Origin of the sequence: Streptomyces marianii (genome assembly GCF_005795905.1) — a bacterium.
Classification (GTDB): domain Bacteria; phylum Actinomycetota; class Actinomycetes; order Streptomycetales; family Streptomycetaceae; genus Streptomyces; species Streptomyces marianii.
This window is the reverse complement of sequence record NZ_VAWE01000001.1, coordinates 6,623,037-6,646,531: the sequence shown is the minus strand read 5'-3', so window position 1 is coordinate 6,646,531 and position 23,495 is coordinate 6,623,037. Positions and strand designations below refer to the sequence as shown.

The 23,495-nt window shown below is 71.8% G+C and carries 15 protein-coding genes and 1 pseudogene; 5 read left to right on the top strand and 11 right to left on the bottom strand.

Annotation, left to right across the window (positions count from 1 at the left end):
• Position 1: 1 nt before the first annotated feature.
• The 7 genes from FEF34_RS30075 to uvrC form a co-directional block, all read right to left on the bottom strand.
• On the bottom strand, positions 2-1,213 hold the full coding sequence (locus FEF34_RS30075) for a phosphoglycerate kinase (RefSeq protein WP_138055964.1): 1,212 nt from the start codon (positions 1,211-1,213) through the stop codon (positions 2-4).
• A gap of 118 nt (positions 1,214-1,331) precedes the next feature.
• Positions 1,332-2,336 (bottom strand): type I glyceraldehyde-3-phosphate dehydrogenase, encoded by a 1,005-nt coding sequence (gene gap, locus FEF34_RS30070; protein ID WP_138055963.1) that lies wholly within the window; start codon positions 2,334-2,336, stop codon positions 1,332-1,334.
• Positions 2,337-2,528: 192 nt separating this feature from the next.
• A complete protein-coding gene (locus FEF34_RS30065; protein ID WP_138055962.1) occupies positions 2,529-5,468 on the bottom strand; it encodes a M14 family metallopeptidase in 2,940 nt (979 codons plus the stop codon).
• A 958-nt stretch (positions 5,469-6,426) separates the two neighbouring features.
• On the bottom strand, positions 6,427-7,416 hold the full coding sequence (gene whiA / locus FEF34_RS30060) for a DNA-binding protein WhiA (protein ID WP_093653140.1): 990 nt from the start codon (positions 7,414-7,416) through the stop codon (positions 6,427-6,429).
• A complete protein-coding gene (locus tag FEF34_RS30055) occupies positions 7,407-8,441 on the bottom strand; it encodes a gluconeogenesis factor YvcK family protein (RefSeq protein ID WP_138055961.1) in 1,035 nt (344 codons plus the stop codon). The genes whiA and FEF34_RS30055 overlap by 10 nt, the downstream gene beginning before the upstream one ends.
• Positions 8,438-9,379, bottom strand: coding sequence for an RNase adapter RapZ (gene rapZ / locus FEF34_RS30050; RefSeq protein WP_138055960.1), 942 nt, complete (start codon positions 9,377-9,379; stop codon positions 8,438-8,440). The genes FEF34_RS30055 and rapZ overlap by 4 nt, the downstream gene beginning before the upstream one ends.
• Positions 9,376-11,433 (bottom strand): excinuclease ABC subunit UvrC, encoded by a 2,058-nt coding sequence (gene uvrC, locus FEF34_RS30045; protein WP_138055959.1) that lies wholly within the window; start codon positions 11,431-11,433, stop codon positions 9,376-9,378. Before uvrC ends, rapZ begins: the two co-directional genes overlap by 4 nt.
• A 408-nt stretch (positions 11,434-11,841) precedes the next feature.
• Here uvrC and FEF34_RS30040 point away from each other — a divergent pair, with 408 nt between their 5' ends.
• The gene (locus FEF34_RS30040; RefSeq protein WP_138055958.1) at positions 11,842-12,786 is read left to right on the top strand and encodes a hypothetical protein; all 945 of its coding nucleotides are present in this window, start codon (positions 11,842-11,844) and stop codon (positions 12,784-12,786) included.
• 252 nt (positions 12,787-13,038) lie between these two features.
• Here the strand turns inward: FEF34_RS30040 and FEF34_RS30035 are convergent, their stop codons facing one another.
• Complete coding sequence (locus tag FEF34_RS30035) at positions 13,039-13,467, bottom strand: Rieske (2Fe-2S) protein (RefSeq protein WP_138055957.1); 429 nt, start codon at positions 13,465-13,467, stop codon at positions 13,039-13,041.
• 134 nt (positions 13,468-13,601) lie between these two features.
• Between FEF34_RS30035 and FEF34_RS30030 the strand changes: the two genes are divergently transcribed.
• Positions 13,602-14,519 (top strand): carbohydrate kinase family protein, encoded by a 918-nt coding sequence (locus FEF34_RS30030; RefSeq protein WP_138055956.1) that lies wholly within the window; start codon positions 13,602-13,604, stop codon positions 14,517-14,519.
• A gap of 467 nt (positions 14,520-14,986) precedes the next feature.
• Here FEF34_RS30030 and uvrA read toward each other — a convergent pair whose 3' ends face one another.
• Positions 14,987-18,004, bottom strand: coding sequence for an excinuclease ABC subunit UvrA (gene uvrA, locus FEF34_RS30025; RefSeq protein ID WP_138055955.1), 3,018 nt, complete (start codon positions 18,002-18,004; stop codon positions 14,987-14,989).
• Between the two features lie 220 nt (positions 18,005-18,224).
• Here uvrA and FEF34_RS30020 point away from each other — a divergent pair, with 220 nt between their 5' ends.
• The 3 genes and pseudogenes from FEF34_RS30020 to FEF34_RS43305 form a co-directional block, all read left to right on the top strand.
• Positions 18,225-18,914 (top strand): maleylpyruvate isomerase family mycothiol-dependent enzyme, encoded by a 690-nt coding sequence (locus FEF34_RS30020; RefSeq protein ID WP_138055954.1) that lies wholly within the window; start codon positions 18,225-18,227, stop codon positions 18,912-18,914.
• A 21-nt stretch (positions 18,915-18,935) separates the two neighbouring features.
• The gene (locus FEF34_RS30015) at positions 18,936-19,592 is read left to right on the top strand and encodes an MBL fold metallo-hydrolase (RefSeq protein WP_138055953.1); all 657 of its coding nucleotides are present in this window, start codon (positions 18,936-18,938) and stop codon (positions 19,590-19,592) included.
• Positions 19,593-19,879: 287 nt separating this feature from the next.
• Positions 19,880-20,139: pseudogene (locus FEF34_RS43305) on the top strand (LD-carboxypeptidase); the annotation flags it as partial.
• A 6-nt stretch (positions 20,140-20,145) separates the two neighbouring features.
• Here FEF34_RS43305 and FEF34_RS30005 read toward each other — a convergent pair.
• Both FEF34_RS30005 and FEF34_RS30000 read right to left on the bottom strand, forming a co-directional pair.
• Complete coding sequence (locus tag FEF34_RS30005; protein WP_138055952.1) at positions 20,146-21,147, bottom strand: TerC family protein; 1,002 nt, start codon at positions 21,145-21,147, stop codon at positions 20,146-20,148.
• Between the two features lie 369 nt (positions 21,148-21,516).
• Positions 21,517-23,466, bottom strand: a complete 1,950-nt coding sequence (locus tag FEF34_RS30000) for a TerD family protein (RefSeq protein WP_138055951.1) — start codon at positions 23,464-23,466, stop codon at positions 21,517-21,519.
• Positions 23,467-23,495 lie beyond the last annotated feature (29 nt).

Here is a 23,495-nt window from a genome sequence, read left to right as displayed (position 1 = left end):
TTCAGTCCTCCAGTGCGGCGAGTCCGGGAAGCGTCTTGCCCTCGAGGTACTCGAGGCTCGCGCCGCCACCGGTCGAGATGTGGCCGAACGCGTCTTCGTCGAAGCCCAGTGTGCGGACCGCGGCGGCCGAGTCGCCACCGCCGACGACGGTGAAGGCCTTGCTGTCCACGAGTGCCTGGGCGATGGCGCGGGTGCCGCCGGCGTAGTCCGGGTGCTCGAAGACGCCCAGCGGGCCGTTCCAGAACACCGTGGCGGCGTCGGCGATCTTGGACGCGTACAGCTCGCGCGTCTTCGGGCCGATGTCCAGCCCTTCCTTGTCGGCGGGGATCCGGTCGGCGTCCACCGTGGTGTACTCGGCGGGCGCCTTGGTCCTGAGGTCGGGGAACTCGGTGGAGGCGAGGACGTCGACCGGCAGCACCAGCTCGACGCCGTTCCTCTCGGCGCGCTCCATGTACTCCTTCACCACCGGGACCTGGTCCTCCTGGAGGAGGGAGATGCCGACCTCGTGGCCCTGGGCCTTGAGGAAGGTGTAGGCCATGCCTCCGCCGATCAGCAGGCGGTCGGCCTTGGCCAGCAGCGAGTCGATCACGGCGAGCTTGTCGGAGACCTTGGCACCGCCGAGGACGACCACGTACGGCCGCTTGACGTCCTCGGTGAGCTTCTTCAGTACCGAGACCTCGGCGGCGATGAGGTAGCCGGCTGCGTGCGGCAGCCGGGCCGGGAGGTCGTCCACCGAGGCGTGCCCCCGGTGGACGGCGCCGAAGCCGTCGCCGACGTAGACGTCGGCGAGGGAGGCGAGCTCGTCGGCGAAGGCGCCGCGCTCGGCGTCGTCCTTGGACGTCTCCCCGGGGTTGAAGCGCAGGTTCTCCAGGACGGCTACGCCGCCGTCGCCGAGACCGGCCACGGTGGCGCGGGCGGACTCGCCGACCGTGTCGGTGGCGAACGGCACCTCCGCACCGAGCAGTTCACCGAGCCGCGCGGCGGCCGGGGCGAGCGAGAAGGCCGGGTCCGGGGCACCCTTCGGGCGGCCGAGGTGCGAGGCGACGACGACCCGGGCACCCGCGCCGGCCAGGGCCTTCACGGTCGGCAGCACGGCGCGGATACGGCCGTCGTCGGTGATCGTGGTGCCGTCGAGGGGCACGTTCAGGTCGGCGCGGACGAAGACCCGCTTGCCGGAGACGCCTTCGGCGAGGAGTTCGTCGATCGTCTTCATGCTGTGTTGGCTCCTAGGGAGAGGTCGGGGACACGCCACAGGGCCCGCGCAGCGCGCCGTTGCGCTGCCCGAGCCCTGCTCCGCTCACATCGGTGTGCTTACCGTCGCCGGCAGGCGATCAGAGCTGGTTGCCGACGAAGACCGTGAGGTCGACGAGGCGGTTGGAGTAGCCCCATTCGTTGTCGTACCAGCCGACGACCTTGACCTGCTTGCCCTGGACCATGGTCAGCTTCGAGTCGAAGGTGCAGGAAGCCGGCCAGTTCACGATGTCCGAGGAGACGATCGGGTCCTCGGTGTACTCCAGGACTCCCTTCAGCTGGCCCTCGGAGGCCTTCTGGAAGGCGGAGTTGATCTCGTCCCTGGTGACCTCGCGGTCGAGCTCCAGGACGAGGTCGGTGACGGAGCCGGTGGGGACCGGGACGCGCATGGCGATGCCGTCCAGCTTGCCCTTGAGCTGCGGGAGGACCAGGGCGGTGGCCTTCGCGGCACCCGTCGAGGTCGGGATGATGTTCTCCGCGGCGGCGCGGGCGCGGCGCAGGTCCTTGTGCGGGAAGTCGAGGATGCGCTGGTCGTTGGTGTAGGCGTGGACCGTCGTCATCATGCCCTTGACGATGCCGAAGTTCTCGTCGAGGACCTTGGCCATCGGGGCCACACAGTTGGTGGTGCACGAGGCGTTGGAGATGACGTTGTGCTGCGCGGGCTCGTACTTGTCCTGGTTCACACCCATCACGATGGTGATGTCCTCGTCGGTGGCCGGAGCCGAGATGAGGACCTTCTTGGCGCCGCCGGCGAGGTGCTTCTCGGCGTCCGCCTTCTTCGTGAAGATGCCGGTGGACTCGATGACGATGTCGACGCCGAACTCGCCCCAGGGGATGTCGGCCGGGTTGCGCTCCGAGAGCACCTTGATGGTGTGGCCGTCGACGGTGATGGTGTCTGCGGTGTGGCTGACCTCGGCCTTCAGACGGCCGAGGATGGTGTCGTACTTCAGCAGGTGAGCGGTGGTCGCGGTGTCACCCAGGTCGTTGACAGCCACGATCTCGATGTCTGCACCCTGCTCCAGCAGCGCGCGGAAGTAATTACGACCGATGCGGCCAAAGCCGTTGATGCCTACGCGGATCGTCACGAACCGATCTCCTCAGTGGTACGCCGGTTTCGACGCCGGCGAGCTGATATGGGATGTCCCCGACCGCTTACGACCCTACCTCCCCGGGGCAGCCGGAGTGGCATCGAGCACGCCCCCGGATCGAGCCGAAACCGGTGGCCCGTACCTACCGACAAGTACGAACCACCGGCGCCTTTCGGTGACTACGCAGTGTCAGCGACGGAGCGCGGCGAGCGCCTTGCGGACCAGTGCGCTGCGGTCCGCGGGCGCGGTGACGTGCTCCAGGCCGAAGCCCAGCAGGACGGTGTCCCGGGTGGTGACGGCCGCATAGGAGACGAACAGCTCACCTGTGCGCGCCCAGTCACCACCGAGCGCGGGGCTGCCCTCCGGCGCCCCCGGCGTGGTCCACGGACCGAGTGAGGTCTCGAAGCCCTCGCTCTCCCTCTCCGCCCCGCCGACGACCAGGGCGGCGTCGTCGGCGAACACGCCGCGTCCGCCGCTGCCCGGGTCGGTGACGTAGGCGAGGGAGAGCTCGACCCGACTGCCCGCGTAGGCGCTCAGGTCGAAGGACACCTGCTTCCAGCCGGCGGAGGAGCCGGTGAAGCTGTTCCAGGTGCCGCTGGATCCGGTCGCGGTGCAGACGCCGGAGCCGAGGGTGAGGTAGTGGCGCAGGAAGGGATGCCCGCCCAGGAAGTACCCGGCCTCGCACTCCTCCGGTACCGCGGTGCCGCTGAGCCCGCCCTCGTCCGGGAGCGTCGTCCAGTCCTCGGCCCCCACGGTGTGGGCCTCCAGGACCGCGTGGTCGTAGCCCGGCTCGGTGTTCCAGTTGAGCGCGAGCTTCAGCCGCGGCCTGTCTGCCGCGGTGACCCCGGTGAGGTCGACGGTCCGGGTGAGACGCTTCCAGTCGTTGTCCTCGTGCGTCGCGCTGGCCATCGACGAGCCCTCGTACGGGGTGTAGGGATTGCTCACCCCGCCGTAGCGGCCCGCCTGGGCGCTCGCGAACTGCGGGAACCGCGCGGCCGGCAGGGTGTCGGAGGTGACCGTGTACGCACCGGGCGCGTTCAGCGGGTTGCCGGCGGCGCCGGACAGGGGCCCGCCGGATCCGGTGAGCGTTCCCGCTCCGGCGAACCCGGTGGCACCGGGCGCCGAGGCACGGCTGTACGCGCCCAGCCAGTACTGGCTGAAGTCGTTGGTCGCGGCCCTGCCGACCTGGGCGTTGCCGCCGGCCAGCTCTCCGGCCTCGATCAGCTTGCCGCCCTCGTTGAGGAAGTCGCGCAGGGCGAGCTGGGTGGTTCCGCCGGGCGCCTGCGCGCCGGTGTAGTGCACGGCGGTGGAGAAGTGGCCGAGGACGCCGAGCGGGTGAGGGGCGCCCTGCGTGGCGACGTCCCAGACGACGGCCTTGCGTCCGTTGGCCCGGAGCGCGTCGACGTACGTCCGGGCGTGCTGGGCCGGCGCGCCCTCCTCCGCCACCACCACGGTCTCCGCTCTGGGCCGGACCGCGACGGTGTAGGTGAAGTGCTCGCTGGAGACTCGCTTTCCGCTTCTGGTCTCGCCGGTGAACCAGACCTCGACCCGGTCGCCGACGTCCCCGTCCTTGACCTTGGCTCGGTACTGGTCGAAGCGGATGTTGTCCTCGCCGCCGTAGGTCTCCCCGCCCCGCCACGGCCGGAGGGCCATGTCGTGGGTACGGCCGCCGTTGACGCGGTACTTGAGCTCCTTGTCCCGCAGGGACTTGCGGGCGATGACGGACACTTCCTGGTCGCCGCCGCGCGAGTAGGAGGTCGTGAACGGGTCGACGGTGAAGTCGGGGGCCTCCAGACCGACCGCCGACGACGGCCGGTCGGGGTGGACCGCGGTCTCGGCGACGGACAGCGCGAAGTCGACGTTCTTCGCGAACTCCGCCTGGATCAGCTTCTCGTCGTCGGGGAAGTTGAAGCCCGAGCGGCAGTCCTCGGGCCGCCACCGGTCGTTCGGGTCGATGGCCGAGGCGGTCTGGCAGGTCGTCATCTCCGGGGTGAACATCATCGTCCCGTTGACGTTGGCCGCGTGGCCGTCGGCCTCTCCGTTGGTGGTGTAGAGCTCGGAGGAGACCTGGGGGTAGTAGCCGGGTACGGCCGGGTTGTCGGGGGTGCCCGCCAGCGCCTTGTAGAGCACGTCGTCCGGCGTGGGGGTGGCGACCTGCCAGCCCACGCCGTACAGGATCAGTTCGGCGGCGGAGTGGTAGTTGATGCCGTACTCGAAGCCGATGCGCTTCTGGAAGCGGTCCAGCGCGACGGTCTCGGGCTCGGAGGAGGGACCGGAGCCGCGGTAGGTCTCACTGGCGGGGTTGGGGGACGACCCCTCGTTGTCATAGCCCCACTTGTAGGCGAAGTTGCGGTTCAGGTCCACGCCGTCGCCGGTGGTGATCCTGCCGTCGCCGTTGTTGTCGCGCAGGTTCTTGCGCCAGAGGCGGTTGCCGTCGGCGACGTGGGTGAAGTCGTAGCCGTCCGGGTTGGCGGACAGCAGGAACCACAGCTCGGTGCGGTCCACGATCCGGGTGATGCGCCGGTCCTCGCCGTAGCCGTCCACGTAGTGGTGGAGCAGCCGCCGGGTCATCTCGGGCGTGATCCACTCACGGGCGTGCTGGTTGGACATGTAGAGGGTCGACGGCTTGGCGCCGTCCCGGTACTTCTTGGCGCCCTTGGTCAGCTTGAGGGCGAGGATGTCCTTGCCCTGCACGGTCCTGCCGATGCTGACGACCTTCGTGATCGACGGGTTGGCGGCGGCGACGGCGAGGATCTCCTCCTGGAGGCCGCCCTCCCCGCCGTACGGCCGGAAGACACCGTCCCCGGCGGCGGCGACGCGCTTCTTCGCGGCGCCGGACACGGTGTGTTCGGTGAGGCTCACGCCCTTGTCGCGGAGCGCGCCCGCCTGGTCGTCGGTGAGGAACACCTCGACCGTGGCGGTGCCCTCGGCCGGCACCTGCTCGGTCAGTTCATGACCGTCGGCGCCTGCCTGGAGAAGCAGTGGCACCTGCTCCTTGGTGACTTCCGCCTGCCACACGGAGAGTCCGGCGTCGTCCGCGCCCGTGTCCGCCCGGGCGAGCGGCGCGGCGGCCAGACCGGCCATCAGGAGTGAGGTCGCGGCGAGGATCGATCTCGCTCTTCGTCTCATTGGCCCCCCTTGCTTTCGTCTGTCGCGAAAGAAAACAGATGCCAGGCTCATGACAGTTCATGATCATGTCAAGATGCCCTCGACGGCCAAGTGGCGCCCGCACGCCGGGCGTTGGTAAGGAAGCGTGCTGGTGTCGAGCGGGAGCGGTGGGTGCCGGGTGCGCAAAGGCCCGTCCGGCCACGGAGGGCCTGACGGGCCGTGATACCCACGGACGGACGCGGGACGGCCTGACGGGCCGTGATACCCACGAACGGACGCGAGACGGCCTGCGGCCAGGGTGTGTTGCGGAGGCAGCTGCGTTCGCCCGCAGGGCGGGAGGGACTTCGGCGATCCGCCCCGGCCGGGGCCCGGTGGAACGGATCGGTGCAGCGGATCCGTTCTCGCGGCTCTGTGGGGCCATGACGTTCGGAGCACGGCTCGCGGGCTGGGGCGCGGGGCATTCGCCCGCGGAACGCGGCCTCAGCGGACGGGGGTTTCGGCAGGCGCGGCCCGGTGAGCCCGACCGAGCGGCACGGACCGCGGGACCTCGTGCTCGCAGGACGCTCACGGGCGCCGCCCCGGTGAACGGCGAAACCGGCGAGCACGGCCCTGCGCACGGGGCCGCCGGAAACACGCCCGCGCAACGCGGCCTCAGCGGACGGGGGTTTCGGCAGGCGCGGCCCGGTGAGCCCGACCGAGCGGCACGGACCGCGGGACCTCGTGCTCGCAGGACGCTCACGGGCGCCGCCCCGGTGAACGGCGAAACCGGCGAGCACGGCCCTGCGCACGGGGCCGCCGGAAACACGCCCGCGCAACGCGGCCTCAGCGGCAGCACTCGTCGCCAACGCGACCCGACGAGAGCGGACCGGCGAGCACGGCCCTGGAGCGCGCCACCCGGGACGCGGCCTCGGCCACGGGGCCTCCGTGTGCGCGGCCTCGGGCGCCGCCGCTCGGACAGCCGGTGCGCCCCCGGGCGGGCTCAGCCCACCAGGCCGTCGGCCATCTCCTCCGTCAGATTGGACTCCGTACCCGGGATCCCGAGGTCCTGGGCACGCTTGTCGGCCATCGCCAGCAGCCTGCGGATACGGCCCGCGACCGCGTCCTTCGTCAGCGGCGGGTCCGCGAGGGCGCCCAGCTCCTCCAGCGACGCCTGCTTGTGCTCCATGCGCAGCCGGCCCGCCGCCGCGAGGTGCTCGGGGACCTCCTCGCCGAGGATCTCCAGCGCGCGCTGCACCCGCGCGCCCGCGGCGACCGCGGCCCGGGCCGAGCGGCGCAGATTGGCGTCGTCGAAGTTGGCCAGCCGGTTGGCGGTGGCCCGGACCTCACGGCGCATCCGCCGCTCCTCCCAGGCCAGGACCGACTCGTGGGCGCCGAGCCGGGTCAGCAGCGCGCCGATCGCGTCGCCGTCGCGCACCACGACCCGGTCCACTCCGCGGACCTCGCGGGCCTTCGCGGCGATGGAGAGCCGGCGCGCGGCACCGACCAGCGCCAGCGCGGCCTCCGGGCCGGGGCACGTCACCTCGAGCGAGGACGAACGGCCGGGCTCGGTCAGCGAGCCGTGGGCGAGGAAGGCGCCCCGCCAGGCGGCCTCCGCGTCGCAGGTGGCGCCCGAGACCACCTGGGGCGGCAGGCCCCGGATGGGCCGGCCCCGGCCGTCGACCAGCCCGGTCTGACGGGCCAGCTGGTCACCGCCCGCCACCACGCGGACGACGTAGCGCGAACCGCGCCGCAGCCCACCGGGGGCCATCACCACGAGGTCCGAGGAATGTCCGAAGATCTCCAGGATGTCCTTGCGGAGCCTGCGCGCCGCGATGCCCGTGTCCAGCTCCGCCTCGATCACGATGCGGCCGCTGACCAGGTGCAGTCCGCCCGCGAACCGCAGGATCGCCGAGACCTCCGCCTTTCTGCAGCAGGTCCGGGTGACGGGGAGCCGGGAGATCTCGTCCTTCACCGCTGCCGTCATCGCCATGGGCCGATCCTTCCATGCATCCGAAAAATACGGTCGTACGCGGCGGCCAACAGCTCCGGATCGTGCTTCGGAGCCCCGTCGGGTCTCGCCACGGGCGCCAGCTCGACCGCGGCACCGAGCCGCTTCGCCGCGTCGGCGAGGGACTCGCGGTCGGGCACGGCGGCCTCGTCGGCCAGCACCACGTCCAGGGCGAGTTTAGGGGCGTGTCGCCCCAAAACCTCCAAATGACGCTGCGGAGAGAAGCCCTCCGTTTCCCCGGGCTGCGGAGCGAGGTTGAGCGACAGGACACGCCGGGCCTTGGTCTCGACGAGCGCGTCCAGCAGCTCGGGCACGAGGAGGTGGGGGATCACCGAGGAGAACCAGGAGCCGGGGCCGAGGACCACCCAGTCGGCGTCCAGCACGGCCTCGACGGCCTCCGGGACGGCCGGCGGATCGTTCGGCACCAGGTGCACGGACTGCACCTCGCCCCGGGTCAGCGCCACGGTCGCCTGGCCGCGCACCGTGCCCACCTCGTCGGGGCGCGCCGGATCGTGCCCCCTGACCAGCGCCTGGAGCTCCAGCGGCACGGCGGACATGGGCAGCACCCGGCCGTGGGCGCCGAGCAGCCTGCCGACCAGGTCCAGGGCCTGCACATGGTCGCCGAGCTGCTCCCACAGCGCGACGATCAGCAGATTGCCGACCGCGTGCTCGTGCAGCTCGCCCTGGGACTGGAAGCGGTGCTGGATGACCCGGGACCAGGTCTGGCCCCAGTCGTCGTCCCCGCACAGCGCCGCGAGCGCCTTGCGGAGATCGCCGGGCGGCAGCACCCCGAGCTCCTTGCGGAGCCGCCCGCTGGAGCCCCCGTCGTCCGCGACGGTGACTACGGCGGTGAGGTCGCCCGTGATGCGGCGCAGCGCCGCTAGGGACGCGGAGAGGCCCATACCGCCGCCGAGGGCGACGACCTTGGGCTGGGTTCCGCGTCTGCGGCCGGTGCGGAGCGCGTCACTGCCCCGCAGCCGGCGCAGCCGGAGATTGCGTGCGGTCACTCGCGCCCCATGTCCCGGTGGACGACGACGGTCTCGATCCCCTCGGAGCCGAGCCGGGCGGCGAGCTTCTCGGACATGGCGACGGAGCGGTGCTTGCCGCCCGTGCAGCCCACGGCGATCGTCACGTAGCGCTTGCCCTCGCGGCGGTAACCCGCGGCGATCAGCTGCAGCAGTTCGGTGTACTGGTTGAGGAACTCCTTGGCCCCGGGCTGGTCGAACACATAGCCCGACACCTCCTCGTTCAGCCCGGTGAAGGGCCGCAGCTCCGGGACCCAGTGCGGGTTCGGCAGGAAGCGGCAGTCCACCACGAGGTCGGCGTCGACGGGCAGGCCGTACTTGTACCCGAACGACATCACGGTGGCCCGCAGCTCCGGCTCCTCGTCGCCCGCGAACTGGGCGTCCATCTTGGCGCGCAGCTCGTGGACGTTGAGGCTGGAGGTGTCGATCACGAGGTCGGCGTCGCCGCGCAGCTCCCGCAGCAGGTCCCTCTCGGCGGCGATGCCGTCGACGATCCGGCCGTCGCCCTGCAGCGGGTGCGGACGGCGTACCGACTCGAAACGGCGCACCAGGGCCTCGTCGGACGACTCCAGGAAGACGATCCGGCGAGTGACCTGCTTGGTGTCGAGGTCCGCGAGGGACTCGCGGAGGTTGTCGAAGAACCGCCGGCCGCGGACGTCCACGACGACGGCGATCCGGGCCACGTTGCCCTGGGAGCGTGCGCCGAGCTCCACCATGGTGGGGATCAGCGCGGGCGGCAGGTTGTCCACGACGAACCAGCCGAGGTCCTCCAGGCACTTCGCCGCGGTGCTGCGGCCGGCGCCCGACATTCCGGAGATGATCACCAGCTCGGGGATGGCCGCCTCTGCGGCCTGCCCGGCCTCGGTCGTGCCCGTACTCACGTCTCCTGCTCCGTGTTCTTGTCTGTTCCGCTCGGTCATTCCGTGGTTCCCCCGATTCCTTCCGTCTCCGCTGCCCCGTGGTCCTCTTCCATGATCTCGCCTGTCGCCGTGTTCACCGCAGGGGCGGCCGGAGCGGCCTGCGCCAGGGCGACGGCCACGGACTCCGCGGTCTTCCTGCCGAAGCCCGGGACCTCGCAGATTTGCTCTATCGTCGCCTGCCGCAGCCGTTTCACCGAGCCGAAGTGCTTGATCAGCGCCTGCTTGCGGGACTCGCCGAGGCCCGGCACGGAGTCCAGCGGACCGGTCCGCAGCCGCTTGCTGCGCTTGGACCGCTGGTAGCGGATCGCGAAGTCGTGAGCGGTGTCACGCACCCGCTGGATGAGGTAGAGCCCCTCGCTGGAGCGGGGCAGCACGACCGGGTCGTCCTCTCCGGGGAGCCACACCTCCTCCATGCGCTTGGCGATGCCGGCGACGGCGACGTCGTCGATCCCCAGCTCGTCCAGGGCCCGCTGGGCAGCCGCGACCTGGGGCTGCCCGCCGTCGACGAGCACCAGCTGAGGCGGGTAGGCGAACCTCTTGGGTCTGCCGTCGTCCACCGGCGCCGACGGCACCTCACCGCCCGCCACGACCTCGCCGTCCTCCGGGACCGCCCACTCGCCGGTCTTCTCCCGCTCCGCGAGGTAGCGCCGGAAGCGCCGGCTGATCACCTCGTGCATCGAGCGGACGTCGTCCTGGCCCTCGCCGTGCCAGATCTGCGTATCTCCGACACGCCCCTTGATCTGGAAGCGCCGGTACTCGCTCTTCCGGGGCAGCCCGTCCTCGAACACGACCATGGACGCGACCACGTCCTCGCCCTGGAGGTGCGAGATGTCGAAGCACTCGATGCGCAGCGGCGCCGAGTCCAGGCCGAGCGCCCCTGCGATCTCCTCCAGGGCCCGGGAGCGGGTCGTCAGATCGCTGGCGCGCTTCGTCTTGTGCAGGACGAGGGCCTGCTGGGCGTTCCGCCCGACCGTCTCCATCAGGTCCTTCTTGTCGCCGCGCTGGGGGATGCGCAGCGACACGGCCGAACCCCGGCGGTCGCCGAGCCACTGGGTGACCGCGGCGAGGTCCTCGGGCAGAGCCGGGACGAGGACCTCCTTGGGGACGGAGTCACCGCTCTCCTCCCCGTACAGCTGCTGCAGCGCGTGCTCGACGAGTCCGGACGTGTCGACGGCCTCGACCTTGTCGGTGACCCAGCCGCGCTGGCCGCGCACGCGCCCGCCGCGGACGTGGAAGATCTGGACGGCGGCCTCCAGCTCGTCCTCGGCGACCGCGATCAGATCCGCGTCGGTGGCGTCGGCCAGCACCACCGCGTTCTTCTCCATGGCGCGCCTCAGGGCCTCTATGTCGTCCCGCAGGCGGGCGGCCCGCTCGTACTCCATGTCCTCGGCCGCCGCCGTCATCTCCTTCTCCAGGCGGCGGATGTAGGTGCCGGTGCGACCGGCCATGAAGTCGCAGAACTCCTCGGCCAGTTCGCGGTGCTCCGCGGCGCCGGTCCTGCCGACGCAAGGCGCGGAGCACTTGCCGATGTACCCCAGCAGACAGGGCCTGCCGGTGCGCTCCGCGTTCTTGAAGACCCCGGCGGAGCAGGTGCGCACCGGGAAGACCCGGAGCATCAGGTCGACCGTCTCGCGGATCGCCCAGGCGTGCGCGTACGGACCGAAGTGGCGCACGCCCTTCTTCTTGGCGCCGCGCATCACCTGGACCCTCGGGAACTCCTCGTTCATGGTCACCGCGAGGTACGGGTAGCTCTTGTCGTCCCGGTACTTGACGTTGAAGCGGGGATCGAACTCCTTGATCCAGGAGTACTCCAGCTGGAGGGCCTCCACCTCCGTGGAGACGACGGTCCACTCCACGGAGGCCGCGGTCGTGACCATCGTGCGGGTGCGCGGATGCAGACCCGCCAGGTCCTGGAAGTAGTTCGCCAGCCGCTGCCGCAGACTCTTCGCCTTGCCGACGTAGATCACCCGGCGGTGCGCGTCGCGGAACTTGTAGACCCCCGGCGAGTCGGGGATCTGTCCCGGCTTGGGGCGGTAGCTGGAGGGGTCTGCCATGCCGCCCACCCTACTGGCGGGCACGGACAACCGGGGCCGCCGGAGGGGCCCGGGCACCCGCCCTCCCGCCCGGGCGCCGGCCCCGACGCCGGGTCCTCGCCGGAAGAGCCCCGAGGGCCGCCGCCGCTACGGCCGGTGTCCGGCCCCTCACCGTGCGACGGCGCAATACGGACGCTTCGGCCAGGCTCCCGCGGCATTCGGACCGGCACCCGGACAACCGTTGTCCGGACGGGACCGGCACGCTTCAATGCGGGGTGACACGCGGCTGTGACGGCGGCACCGAAGGCCCCGTGACACCTGCCATCGGTCCCGTCCGTACCGCGCCGCCTGCCGCCGGTCCCGTCCGCACGCCCCGCCCCTCGGCGCGAGGGCCCACCGGACGGCCGTGAACGTCCATCGAGGAGACCCATGGGGCACGCCGCGCACCCCGCGCACACCCAGGCCGAACTGGACCGGGTGCTGCGCACGGGCCCCTTCCACCTCGCTCTGCGCGCCGCGTTCGCGGTGCGGGGGCTGCCGCTGCAGCGGGTGCAGCACCATCTCGCACACCGGGGGATCAAGGTCGGGGTGACCAGTCTGAGTTACTGGCAGCAGGGCGCCCGGCGCCCTCAGCGCCCCGAGTCGCTGCGGGCCGTACGGGCGCTGGAGGACGTGCTCCGGCTGCCGGAGAACTCCCTGCTGCGGCTGCTCCCCGAGGAGGCCGGGCCCGGCCCCCAGCGCCCCGCGGCCCGTTCGCCGCGTGCGCCGGGCGAGGTGTCCGGGGCGGTGGAGCGGCTGCTCGCCGGACTCGGGCGGCCCGCGGACGGCGGGCTGCACACGGTGGGGCACCACGAGCGCGTACGGATCGGGCCGGACCGCGAGTTGCTGGGCCGGGACTCGGAGAAGGTGGTGCGCGCCCACCGCGACGGCGTCGACCGGCTACTGGCGGTGCATCGCGGGGATCCCGGGTGGGATCCGGCGCGGGTGACCGTGCGGGCCACGGAGAACTGCCGCCCGGGGCGCGTCCGGTACGACCGGGAGGCGGGGGTGCTGGTCGCGGAACTGCTCCTCGACGCCGGGCTGCGGTCCGGTGAGACGTACCTCCTCGGCTACGGCTTCGAGGACGGCACGGCGGGCCCGAGCGGTGAGTACGTACGGGGCTTCCGCGCGGCCGGCGGTCAGTACGTACTGCAGGTCCGCTTCGACGGGGCGGCGCTGCCGGTACGGTGCCGGCACTTCGCCCAGAACTCCCCCGGCGCGGCACGGATCTGCCGCGCGGAACTGGCCCCGAGCGGCACACACCCGGCGGTGCACCTGGTCGAGCAGGACGTCCGGCCCGGGATCCAGGGGATCGAGTGGGAGTGGGAACGCTGACGGAGACGGTCAGCGCACGCCCGAGGGGGACAGCGCCTCGCCCGGAGGCTTGCCGCGGTGTGCGCCGGGACCCGGTACCGCCGCCGTACCGCCGCGCACGGGCGTCGGCCGGACCGCCGGGGTCGGGGACCGCGTGCCGGGCTCCTCGGGCGTGAGCGGCTCGCACCCCAGGACGCGGACGCGGAGACGCTCACCCCGCCGGGCTCGGTCGGCGGGGCCGCTCACGCCCCAGGGCGCGGACGGCGGGGCCCCTCACGCCTCCGGGCCGGCCACGAGCTTCCCGTCCCGCACCCGCACCGGGACCTCCGGGAGCGGCACGGTCGCCGGCCCCCGGAGCGCCGTGCCGGTCGTCACGTCGAACCGGCTGCCGTGGCAGGGGCAGTTGCCCTCCGTGCCCTCCACCTTGTCCAGCACGCAGCCGGCGTGGGTGCACTGGGCGCTGAACGCCCTGTACCGGCCCTCCGCCGGGCAGTGGACGACGAGCCGCTGCTCTCGGTAGAGCCGGACGCCGCCCACGGGGACTTCCTCGGCGGCGCCGAGGTCGACCGGTGCGGTCGGCGTCGGGACCTGTGCGTGGCCCACCTTGGACTCGGTGGAGCAGGCGGCGACCCCCAGCCCGGCGGCCCCGGCGAGGGCGGCGCCTTTCAGCACGGTACGGCGGGCGGTGGATCGGCCGGACATGAAGATCTCCACGAGTGGGGGGCGGGGTGGGTGACCAACCCGACGATACCGGCGCAGATCGCGGCCCCTCCGGGCGGGTCTGCCGTTCGGGAAGGGACTGTCGTGCCCGGGAGCGATGGGTTACGTTCTCAGCCGTGATCGTCGTCGCCGGTGAGTCCCTGATCGACCTGGTCCCGCAGCGGACGGCCGCCGGGGACGCCCGCCTGCCGCCCCTGCTGCCGCGGCCCGGCGGCGGCCCGTACAACACGGCGGTGGCCCTGGGCCGGCTGGGATCCCCCGTGACCTTCTGCTCCCGCGTGTCGGCGGACGGCTTCGGAGAGGCGCTGCTGGGCGGTCTGCACGCGGCGGGCGTTCGGACGTCGCTGGTGCAGCGCGGCCCGGAGCCGACGAGCCTCGCGGTCGCCGAGGTCGGCGCGGACGGCTCAGCCGGCTACGGCTTCTACATGACCGGCACCGCCGACCGGCTGTTCGAGCTGCCGCCGGAACTGCCGGCCGGGGTGCGGGCGCTCGCGCTCGGCACGTGCTCGCTGGTGCTGGAGCCGGGGGCGAGCGCGTACGAGGCGCTGCTGCGACGCGAGGCGCGGCGCGGGGTGTTCACGCTGCTCGACCCCAACATCCGGCCGGGGCTCGTGCCCGACGCCGACGCCTACCGCGCACGGTTCGGGGGCTGGCTTCCCTCGGTGTCGCTGCTGAAGCTCTCGGAGGACGACGCCGCATGGCTCGGCGGCTCCCCGGAGCAGTGGCTGGCCGAGGGCCCCGCCGCCGTGGTTCTGACCCGCGGCGACCGCGGCATCGCGGTACGCACCCGGGAAGGTGTGGAGACCGCCGTCCCGGCGGCGGCCGTGACGGTGGCCGACACGATCGGCGCGGGCGACACCGTGAACGCGGCACTGCTGCACGACCTGCACCGGCGTGGCGCCCTCTCCCCCGGCGGTCTGCTCGCCCTGGACGCCGCCGGCTGGACCGAGGTGCTCGCGTTCGCCGCCCGCGCCGCCGCCGTCACCTGCTCCCGTACGGGAGCGGAGCCCCCATACGCCTCCGAACTGGCCTGACCCGGAGGGCACGCGAGGGCCGGCCCGGCGGCCGGGCGCCGGAAGACGGCACCGCGGCGCCCCGGGGACGCGGCACGGCGGCCGCGGGGTCCCCCGGCCCGGAGGCGCTGGGGAGAATCACCGAACGGGGACACTGCGGCCGGAGATCTGCGGCAGGGCGGCCCGGCAACGGCGACACGACAGCCGCCCGGACGCGGGCCGGGAAGCCCAACCGGAAACGGGACCGGTGGCATGGCGACGCCCGCACACGGACGACCCGAAGCGATGTGCAGGTGGCCGCGCCGGTCGCTGTTCGGTCATCGGCGTCGGGCCCAGGACACATCGGACCGGGAGTCGGACACATCGGCCCGGGGCGGGCCGCGGCCCCGGGAAGCGGGATCCAGCGCCCGTCGCCCCGGTTCCTGGTGGCAGGACCCGGGGCGACGGGCGTTCAGGGCCGGCCGGCGGGCCCGGGGCCAGGGCCCGGATCAGGCCTTGCGGGCGCGGGTCCGCGACACTGCCGCCTTCTTCGTCACCGGGGTCGCGTTGGCCGTGACCGTGCTCTTCTTCACGGCGGTGGAGTTGGCCGAGACCGGCTTCCGGGACGAGGCCTTCTTCGCCGCCGTCTTCCGGGACTGCGGTGGCACCGAGTCGCTGATGCGCTCAGGGCCCAGGATGTCCCGCAGGAACTTGCCGGTGTGGCTCGCCGGGACCGCGGCGACCTGTTCGGGCGTGCCCTCGGCGATGACGAGGCCACCGCCGCTGCCGCCCTCCGGGCCCATGTCGACGACCCAGTCGGCCGTCTTGATCACATCGAGGTTGTGCTCGATCACGATCACCGTGTTGCCCTTGTCGACCAGTCCGGACAGTACGTTGATCAGCTTGGAGATGTCCTCGAAGTGCAGACCCGTGGTCGGCTCGTCCAGCACGTAGACCGTCCGGCCGGTCGACCGCTTCTGCAGCTCGCTCGCCAGCTTCACCCGCTGCGCCTCGCCACCGGAGAGCGTCGGCGCCGGCTGACCCAGCCTGACGTACCCGAGGCCCACCTCCGTCAGCGTCCTGAGGTGACGGGAGATGGTCGGCACGGCCTCGAAGAAGTGCAGCGCCTCCTCGATCGGCAGGTCCAGCACCTCGGCGATGGACTTGCCCTTGTAGTGGACCTCCAGGGTCTCCCGGTTGTAGCGCGCACCGTGGCAGACCTCGCACGGGACGTACACGTCCGGCAGGAAGTTCATCTCGATCTTGATCGTGCCGTCGCCGGAGCAGTTCTCACAGCGCCCGCCCTTGACGTTGAAGGAGAAGCGGCCCGGCAGATAGCCGCGCACCTTCGCTTCCATCGTCTCCGCGAAGAGCTTGCGCACATGGTCGAAGACGCCGGTGTACGTCGCCGGGTTGGACCGGGGTGTACGGCCGATGGGCGACTGGTCGACGTGGACGACCTTGTCGACGAGGTCGTCGCCGTCCACGCGGGTGTGCCGGCCCGGCACCGACTTGGCGCCGTTCAGCTCGCGCGCCAGATGCGTGTACAGGATGTCGTTGACCAGCGTGGACTTCCCGGAGCCGGAGACACCGGTGACGGCCGTGAGCACACCGAGCGGGAACGAGACGTCGATGTCCCGGAGGTTGTTCTCCCTGGCGCCGTGCACGGTGAGCTGCCGCGCCGGGTCCAGCGGCCGCCGGATCTCCGGCGTCGCGATGGACTTCTTCCCGGACAGATAGAGCCCGGTCATCGAGTCCTGGTTGGCCAGCAGTTGCCTCAACGGTCCGGAGTGGACCACCTTGCCGCCGTGCTCGCCGGCTCCCGGGCCGATGTCCACGACCCAGTCGGCGACCTTGATCGTGTCCTCGTCGTGCTCGACGACGATCAGGGTGTTGCCCATGTCGCGCAGCCGCACCAGGGTCTCGATGAGCCGGTGGTTGTCGCGCTGGTGCAGTCCGATCGACGGCTCGTCCAGGACGTACAGCACGCCCACGAGGCCGGAGCCGATCTGGGTGGCGAGGCGGATGCGCTGGGCCTCGCCGCCGGACAGCGTGCCCGCGGCCCGGTTGAGGGAGAGGTAGTCCAGGCCGACGTCGACCAGGAACCTCAGCCGCTCGTTGACCTCCTTGAGCACCCGCTCGGCGATCTTCTTGTCGCGCGCGGTGAGCGTCAGCCTGCCCAGGAAGTCGGCGCACTCGCTGATCGACATGGCCGAGACCTCGGCGATCGACCTGTCCATGACCGTCACGGCCAGGACGATCGGCTTCAGCCGGGTGCCGTCGCAGGTGGGGCAGGGCACCTCGCGCATATAGCCCTCGAAGCGCTCCCGGCTGGAGTCGCTCTCCGCCTCGCTGTGGCGCCGCTTGACGAAGGACACCGCGCCCTCGAACGCCGGGGTGGTGTACGCGCGTTCCCGCCCGTACCGGTTCCGGTAGCGGACCTCGACCTGGGTCTTGTGGCCGTACAGCAGGGCCTTCCTGGCGCGCTGCGGCAGCCCGGCCCATGGGATGTCCGTGCGGAAGCCGAGGGCGTCGGAGAGCCCGCCGATCAGGCGCCCGAAGTACTCCTTGGTATGACCGTGCGACCAGGGGTGGATCGCGCCGTCGTCCAGGGAGCGGTCCTCGTCCGGGACGATCAGGTCGGGGTCGACCTCCATCCGGGTGCCGATGCCGGTGCAGTCGGGACAGGCACCGAACGGCGAGTTGAAGGAGAACGAACGGGGCTCGAGCTCCTCGAACGAGAGGTCGTCGTACGGGCAGTAGAGGTGCTCCGAGTACATCCGCTCGCGCTCGGGGTCGCCCTCGGGAAGGTCGACGAAGTCCAGCACGACCATGCCGCCGGACAGTCCCAGCGCGGTCTCCACGGAGTCCGTGAGACGGCGCTTGGCGCTCTCCTTGACGGTCAGGCGGTCGACGACCACCTCGATCGTGTGCTTCTCCTGCTTCTTGAGCTTCGGCGGCTCGGTGAGCTGGATCGTCCGCCCGTCGACCCGCGCCCGCGAGTACCCCTTGGACTGCAGGTCGGCGAAGAGGTCGACGAACTCGCCCTTGCGCTCCCGCACCAGCGGCGACAGCACCTGGAAGCGGCTGCCCTCGGGCAACTCCAGCACCTTGTCGACGATGGCCTGCGGGGACTGGCGCGTGATGGGGCGGCCGCACTCGGGGCAGTGCGGCTTGCCGATGCGCGCGAAGAGCAGCCGGAGGTAGTCGTAGACCTCGGTGATCGTGCCAACCGTGGAGCGGGGGTTGCGCGACGTGGACTTCTGGTCGATCGAGACGGCCGGGGAGAGGCCCTCGATGAAGTCCACGTCCGGCTTGTCCATCTGACCCAGGAACTGCCGGGCGTAGGAGGACAGCGACTCGACGTAGCGGCGCTGCCCCTCGGCGAAGATCGTGTCGAACGCGAGCGACGACTTGCCCGACCCCGAGAGCCCGGTGAAGACGATGAGTGAGTCACGCGGGAGGTCGAGCGAGACGTTCTTCAGGTTGTGCTCGCGAGCGCCACGGACGATGAGACGGTCGGCCACGCCGGGTCCGCACCTTTCTTGAGACAGGTCGTGAGAAGCATCGGGGGCACAGCCCCCGGCCCGGACTGCTCCAGGTTAGGGCGACCACGAGATCGACGGCTGCCGGACGGAAGCCCGGCCCTCCATAATGCTCTGCCCCGAGCCTATAGCACGCGCATTCGATTAACGCCGGTCTCCGGCCACCTTCACTCGAACGTGTGGCGTGGCTATTGTCTTCCCCATGATCGATCCCGTAGCCGACCTGGATTCCGTGCGTGAAGCGACCGAGCGACTGCTGAACGCAGCCGCCGCCCTGGACAACGCGGCGGTTGCCGGGTCGTCACGGCTCCCCGGCTGGAGCCGCGGCCACGTCCTCGCCCACCTCGCCCGCAATGCCGACGCCCTCGTGAACGTCTTCGAGGGCCGCCCCATGTACGCGAACGCGGAGACGCGCGAGACCGACATCGAGCGCGACGCGCCCCGCCCGCTCCCCGACCAGCTCGACGACGTGCGCGAGTCCGGGGAGCGCTTCCTGGCGGCGGCGACGGCGGACGCCGACTGGTCGCGGACCCTGGAGCTCCGCAACGGCGTGAGGGACGCCGCGTCCCGCATCCCCTTCCGGCGGCTGATCGAGGTCGAGCTGCACCACGTGGACCTCGGTATCGGCTACGAGCTGGAGGACCTGCCGGCCGGCTTCACCGAGCGCGAGACCGAGTTCCTCGCGGAACGGTTCGACGGGCACAAGGACGTGCCGCCCACGACCGTCGCCGACGACTGCGGACGGACCTGGACGACGGGCGGCGGGGCCGCGGGCGGACCGGTCACCGTCCGGGGCGCCGCCGCGGACCTGCTCGGCTGGCTCGCGGGCCGCCGTGACGGCTCGGCGCTCGAGGTCACCGGCGGCCCGCTGCCGGTGCTGCCGCCGCTGTGACCGGCTGAGTACGCTGGCCCCATGACTTACAGCGGAGCGGTGACGGTCGGCGGCCCGGCGGACGTCCACGAGCTGGCGGCCCTGATGATCTCCAAGGTCGCCGTCGGCCCCATGGACAACAACTCCTATCTGCTGCGCTGCCGGACCACCGACGAGCAGTTGCTGATCGACGCGGCCGACGAGCCCGAGACACTGCTCCGGCTGATCGGTGACGACGGGATCACGTCCGTCGTCACCACACACCGGCACGGCGACCACTGGGGCGCGCTGGCGGACGTGGTGGGCGCGACCGGCGCGCGCACGTACGCGGGCCGCCACGACGCCGCCGGCATCCCGGTGCCGACCGACGTGCTGCTCGACGACGGCGACACGATCAGGGTGGGCCACGTCGAGCTCACCGCCCGCCACCTGGTCGGCCACACGCCCGGCTCGATCGCGCTCGTCTACGACGACCCGCACGGCCACCCGCACGTGTTCACGGGCGACTGCCTCTTCCCCGGCGGCGTGGGCAACACGTGGAAGGACCCGCAGGCCTTCGCCTCGCTGATCCGCGATGTGGAGACGAAGCTCTTCGACGTGCTGCCGGACGAGACCTGGGTCTACCCCGGCCACGGCAACGACACCACGCTCGGCGACGAGCGGCCGCACCTCTCCGAGTGGCACCGGCGCGGCTGGTGACGACGGGCCGGAGGAGGGTGTCCGAAAGGGGCGCGTGGCACGGGTGATCCCGGAGCCGGCACCCGGGCATCCGGCCAGTGCCGTGTGAGGCGGGGTGCCCGTCGGGGAGCGGCGTCCGGTGCACGGGGTCTCCCCCGGCCCTCCCGGGCCGGGGGAAAGGATCGCAGGGCGCCGGATCGACCTCGCGGTGGGCCTGCTCGGTTGACTCGGCAACGCCGCGAGTCGCCGTGCCGGGCGTTTCGCGACGGGCCGAGCGGCGTCGCCTGAGCGGCACCAGCCTGCAGCCCATGGCACCGCCCGGCACCGCCTCCACGGTCCCCGTACCCGTCTACCCGCCCAAGCCCCGGCCCGGGGCCGTATCGCCGTGATCTCCCCCTCCTCGGGCCTGCCCGGTCTGCTGCCCCTGCCGTACGAGCCGGAACACGAACGACTGGAGAAGGAGTTCGGGCTGGTTCCGGTCGAGTACCCGGCCACCCGCACGATGGGGTCCACACCCCGCCAACGCGCCGACGACATCCGCGCGGCCCTCGCCGATCCGGACATCCGCGGTGACTCAGGCCTCGACGCTGTCCTTCTCGGAGGAGTCCGCGGCCTTGGCCTCCGCCTCCCGCTTCTCCAGCTTTCTGGCGGCGATGAGGCTCGTGATCGTGGTGATGATCAGAACGCCGCAGATGACCGTCAGCGAGAACGGGATGGAGATCTCGGGGACATGGACTCCGGATTCGTGCAGTGCGTGCAGCACCAGTTTGACGCCGATGAAGCCGAGGATCACCGATAGGCCGTAGCTGAGGTGGACCAGCTTCTTGAGCAGTCCGCCGATGAGGAAGTACAGCTGCCGCAGACCCATCAGCGCGAAGGCGTTCGCGGTGAAGACGATGTACGGGTCCTGGGTCAGACCGAAGATCGCGGGGATCGAGTCCAGGGCGAACAGCACGTCGGTGGTGCCGATGGCGAGCATGACGACCATCAGCGGCGTCAGCACCCGCTTGCCGTTGACGCGGATGAAGAGCTTGGTGCCGTGGTACCTGTCGGCGACGCCGAACTTCCGCTCGACGGACTTGAGGAGCCTGTTCTCCTCGAACTCGTCCTCGTCCTCGTCGGACCGCGCCTCCTGGATGAGCTTCCAGGCGGTGTAGATCAGGAACGCGCCGAAGATGTAGAAGACCCAGGAGAAGCTGGCGATGATCGCGGCACCCGCGGCGATGAAGATGGCCCGCAGCACCAGCGCGATGAGCACACCGAACATCAGGACGCGCTGCTGGAGCTGCGACGGCACCGCGAACTTCGCCATGATCAGCACGAAGACGAAGAGGTTGTCGACGCTGAGCGACTTCTCCGTGATGTAGCCGGCGAAGAACTCACCCGAGGCCTGGCTCTCACCGGCCATCAGCAGTCCGACACCGAAGATCACTGCCAGGACGATCCAGACGATCGTCCAGATTCCCGCTTCCTTGATCGACACGTCATGGGGCTTTCGCCCGATGAAGAAGTCGACCGCGATCAGGGCGGAGAGACCAAGGATGGTCACCAGCCACATGGTCAACGAAACGTCCATTGCGCCTCCGGCGTCGTACGGCTACTCATCAGCGTCGTCGCTGCCGGAGGTCTCTTCCACCCGGGTGGCTGGTCGCCGAACCGCGGGCCGGCGCCCCGGGACCGCTCTGGGTCTGTCGATCCGTACTGACGGGCACGCCGCAGGTGGGAGTACTCCCCTCCGCGCAGGAAACACTACCCGAAAGACCAAAGGACGGTAAAGACGAGGGTAATGAAGGGTCAAAGTCTCAGCTCAGTGAGCTGAGCCCGGAATCGTCCCGAGGGGCGGACAGGGCGGGCGGCTCCGGGCACGGGGAAGCTCGGGGGCGGACCGGTGCCGCCTGAGCCGGCCGGTGGCGCGCGAGGTCCGGAGCGCGCCGGCGTACGCGGGTCAGCGCCGCCAGGTGCGCCGAGCCTCCGCGACCTTCGCCAGCACCAGCCCGAGCACATCGCTGCCCTCGGGCACCGACGGAGGCTCGTACGTCCAGGCGTGCTGGACCCATGGATCGGCCAGGTGGTCGTCCGGGACCGGGGTGATCCGCAGCAGCGAGCGCCACAGCGGGTCGAGCACCGGCCCGTACGCGGAGGCGTCCTCCCGGTCGGCGACCATCAGCAGATGGACGCCGACCGCGGGCCCCTCGTCGGCGAGGTAGCGAAGCTGTGTGACGGCGCGGTCGTCGAAACCGTGCGGGAAGTCGTTGACGATCAGCAGTTGCTGGGCGGTGTCCAGGTCCGGCGGCAGTGCGTCGGCCGCGCCCCCGCGCACGGCCATCTGCACCAGGTCCACACGCTGCGTGAGCTTCGCCAGCACCGTGGAGACGCCCTCGGCCCCGGCCGCCGGCGGCCCGTCCAGCACGCCCGACCGCACCAGCGGGGCCAGCGAACGCGCCGCCGAACCCGCGGGGTCGATGACGTGCACGGTGAACTCCCCGGCCGGATAGACCGCGAGCAGCCGGGCCGCGTGGGCGACCGCGGTGTCCACGGCGAGCGCGCGCAACCGCACTTCGTCCAGCGTCACGGCGGCCTCCGACGTGGCCCGGCCGCTGTCCACCCACAGTCCGCGCTCCAGCGGCAGCCGGACCAGCATCGGGATCCTGAGCTCGGGCCGCTCGGGCAGGTGGAGTTCGCCGAGGCGGAGGGCCATGGGGATCTCCATCGGGACGCGGTAGCCGTGCCAGACCGGGCTGTCCCAGCGGGCGAACGCCGGCGGCAGGGCGGGCTCGACGGCTTCGGACTCCGCGGCCAGCTGGGCCAGGTCGCGGTCGAGGGCCTCGCGGGCGCGCCCCGTCAGCTCGTCGTGCTTGGCACGGGCCGTCCCACGTGCGCTGTCGCCGCCGGCTATCCGGCTGCGCGGATCGGACAGGGCGCGGTCGAGCTCCTGGTCGAGCCGTGAGTCGGCGAAGTCCACCGCGCCGCGGTAGGCGGCCGTCGCCCGGGCCAGGTCCTCGAACATGCCCCAGACCTGGTTGTACAGCCGCTCCTCCATGGACCAGCCGGTGGCGTCACCCGCGACGGGAACCGGCGGCCGCCCGGGCTCGGCGTGCGGCACCGCCGGGGGCGGAGACGGCGGCGCGGCGGACTGCCTGCGCGGGTGCGAGTAGTTGACGGGACCGCCGTGCGTCTGGGCCGGCGGCTGCGGAGTCGCCCGGCCCGAGGGCTGTGTACCCGCACCCGCGCCCGATGGCGGGCCGGGGTCGGGAGAGGGGCCGGTGTCGCCCGCAGCGGCGGCCGCAGCCGCGCTGTGCCGCACCTCCGTCGTCCGGGGCGGCGGCGTGCCGAGGGTGCGCGAGAGGCCGGGGGCGACGGCCTCGTGGACGACCGCGGCGAGTTCGCCGGCGCGGTCGAGGCCCTGGTCGGTGAGACATGCGGCAAGACCGCCCGCATAACCCTGGCCGACGGCGCGGACCTTCCAGGCCCCCTGGCGGCGGTACAGCTCCAGGGCTACGACGGCGGACTCGGTGTCCAGGCCGGTGACGGTGTAGCTCGCGATCTCGTCGCCGCCCGGGGAGCCGACGGAGACGAACGGGGCGGCGACGGCCCCGAAGCGTACGGGGCGCCCCGGCCCCATGGGCAGCGCCAGCAGCACCGTCACCCGGTGGGCGGAGGCGGGTACGGCGTTCAGATCGACGGCCAGCAGATGGTCCGCGGTGGCCTGGCGGGAGACCTCGACGCCGGGCAGGGCCGGCTGTGAGGGGTGGGCGACCCACTCGGTCCCCGGAACCCGGCCGTCCTCGTCGCTCAACGCGGCGGCGGCCACGACCGGCTTGCCGGCCGACACCCGGATCTCCAGTCGGGTGTGGGGCAAGGGATGGTTCTGTCCCCTGACCAGCTCGGCCGTCATCGCCTCTGTCCCCCTCGGTGGTGTGCGGA

Bases quoted from the DNA above. Each gene is read 5' to 3' on its own strand.
- FEF34_RS30035 (WP_138055957.1), bottom strand. From the start codon at position 13,467: ATGTCCGGCCGATCCACCGCCCGCCGTACCGTGCTGAAAGGCGCCGCC.
- FEF34_RS30000 (WP_138055951.1), bottom strand. From the start codon at position 23,466: ATGACGGCCGAGCTGGTCAGGGGACAGAACCATCCCTTGCCCCACACC.
- uvrC (WP_138055959.1), bottom strand. From the start codon at position 11,433: ATGGCAGACCCCTCCAGCTACCGCCCCAAGCCGGGACAGATCCCCGAC.
- rapZ (WP_138055960.1), bottom strand. From the start codon at position 9,379: ATGACCGAGCGGAACAGACAAGAACACGGAGCAGGAGACGTGAGTACG.
- FEF34_RS30005 (WP_138055952.1), bottom strand. From the start codon at position 21,147: ATGGACGTTTCGTTGACCATGTGGCTGGTGACCATCCTTGGTCTCTCC.
- FEF34_RS30065 (WP_138055962.1), bottom strand. From the start codon at position 5,468: ATGAGACGAAGAGCGAGATCGATCCTCGCCGCGACCTCACTCCTGATG.
- FEF34_RS30040 (WP_138055958.1), top strand. From the start codon at position 11,842: ATGGGGCACGCCGCGCACCCCGCGCACACCCAGGCCGAACTGGACCGG.
- whiA (WP_093653140.1), bottom strand. From the start codon at position 7,416: ATGGCGATGACGGCAGCGGTGAAGGACGAGATCTCCCGGCTCCCCGTC.
- FEF34_RS30075 (WP_138055964.1), bottom strand. From the start codon at position 1,213: ATGAAGACGATCGACGAACTCCTCGCCGAAGGCGTCTCCGGCAAGCGG.
- FEF34_RS30020 (WP_138055954.1), top strand. From the start codon at position 18,225: ATGATCGATCCCGTAGCCGACCTGGATTCCGTGCGTGAAGCGACCGAG.
- FEF34_RS30015 (WP_138055953.1), top strand. From the start codon at position 18,936: ATGACTTACAGCGGAGCGGTGACGGTCGGCGGCCCGGCGGACGTCCAC.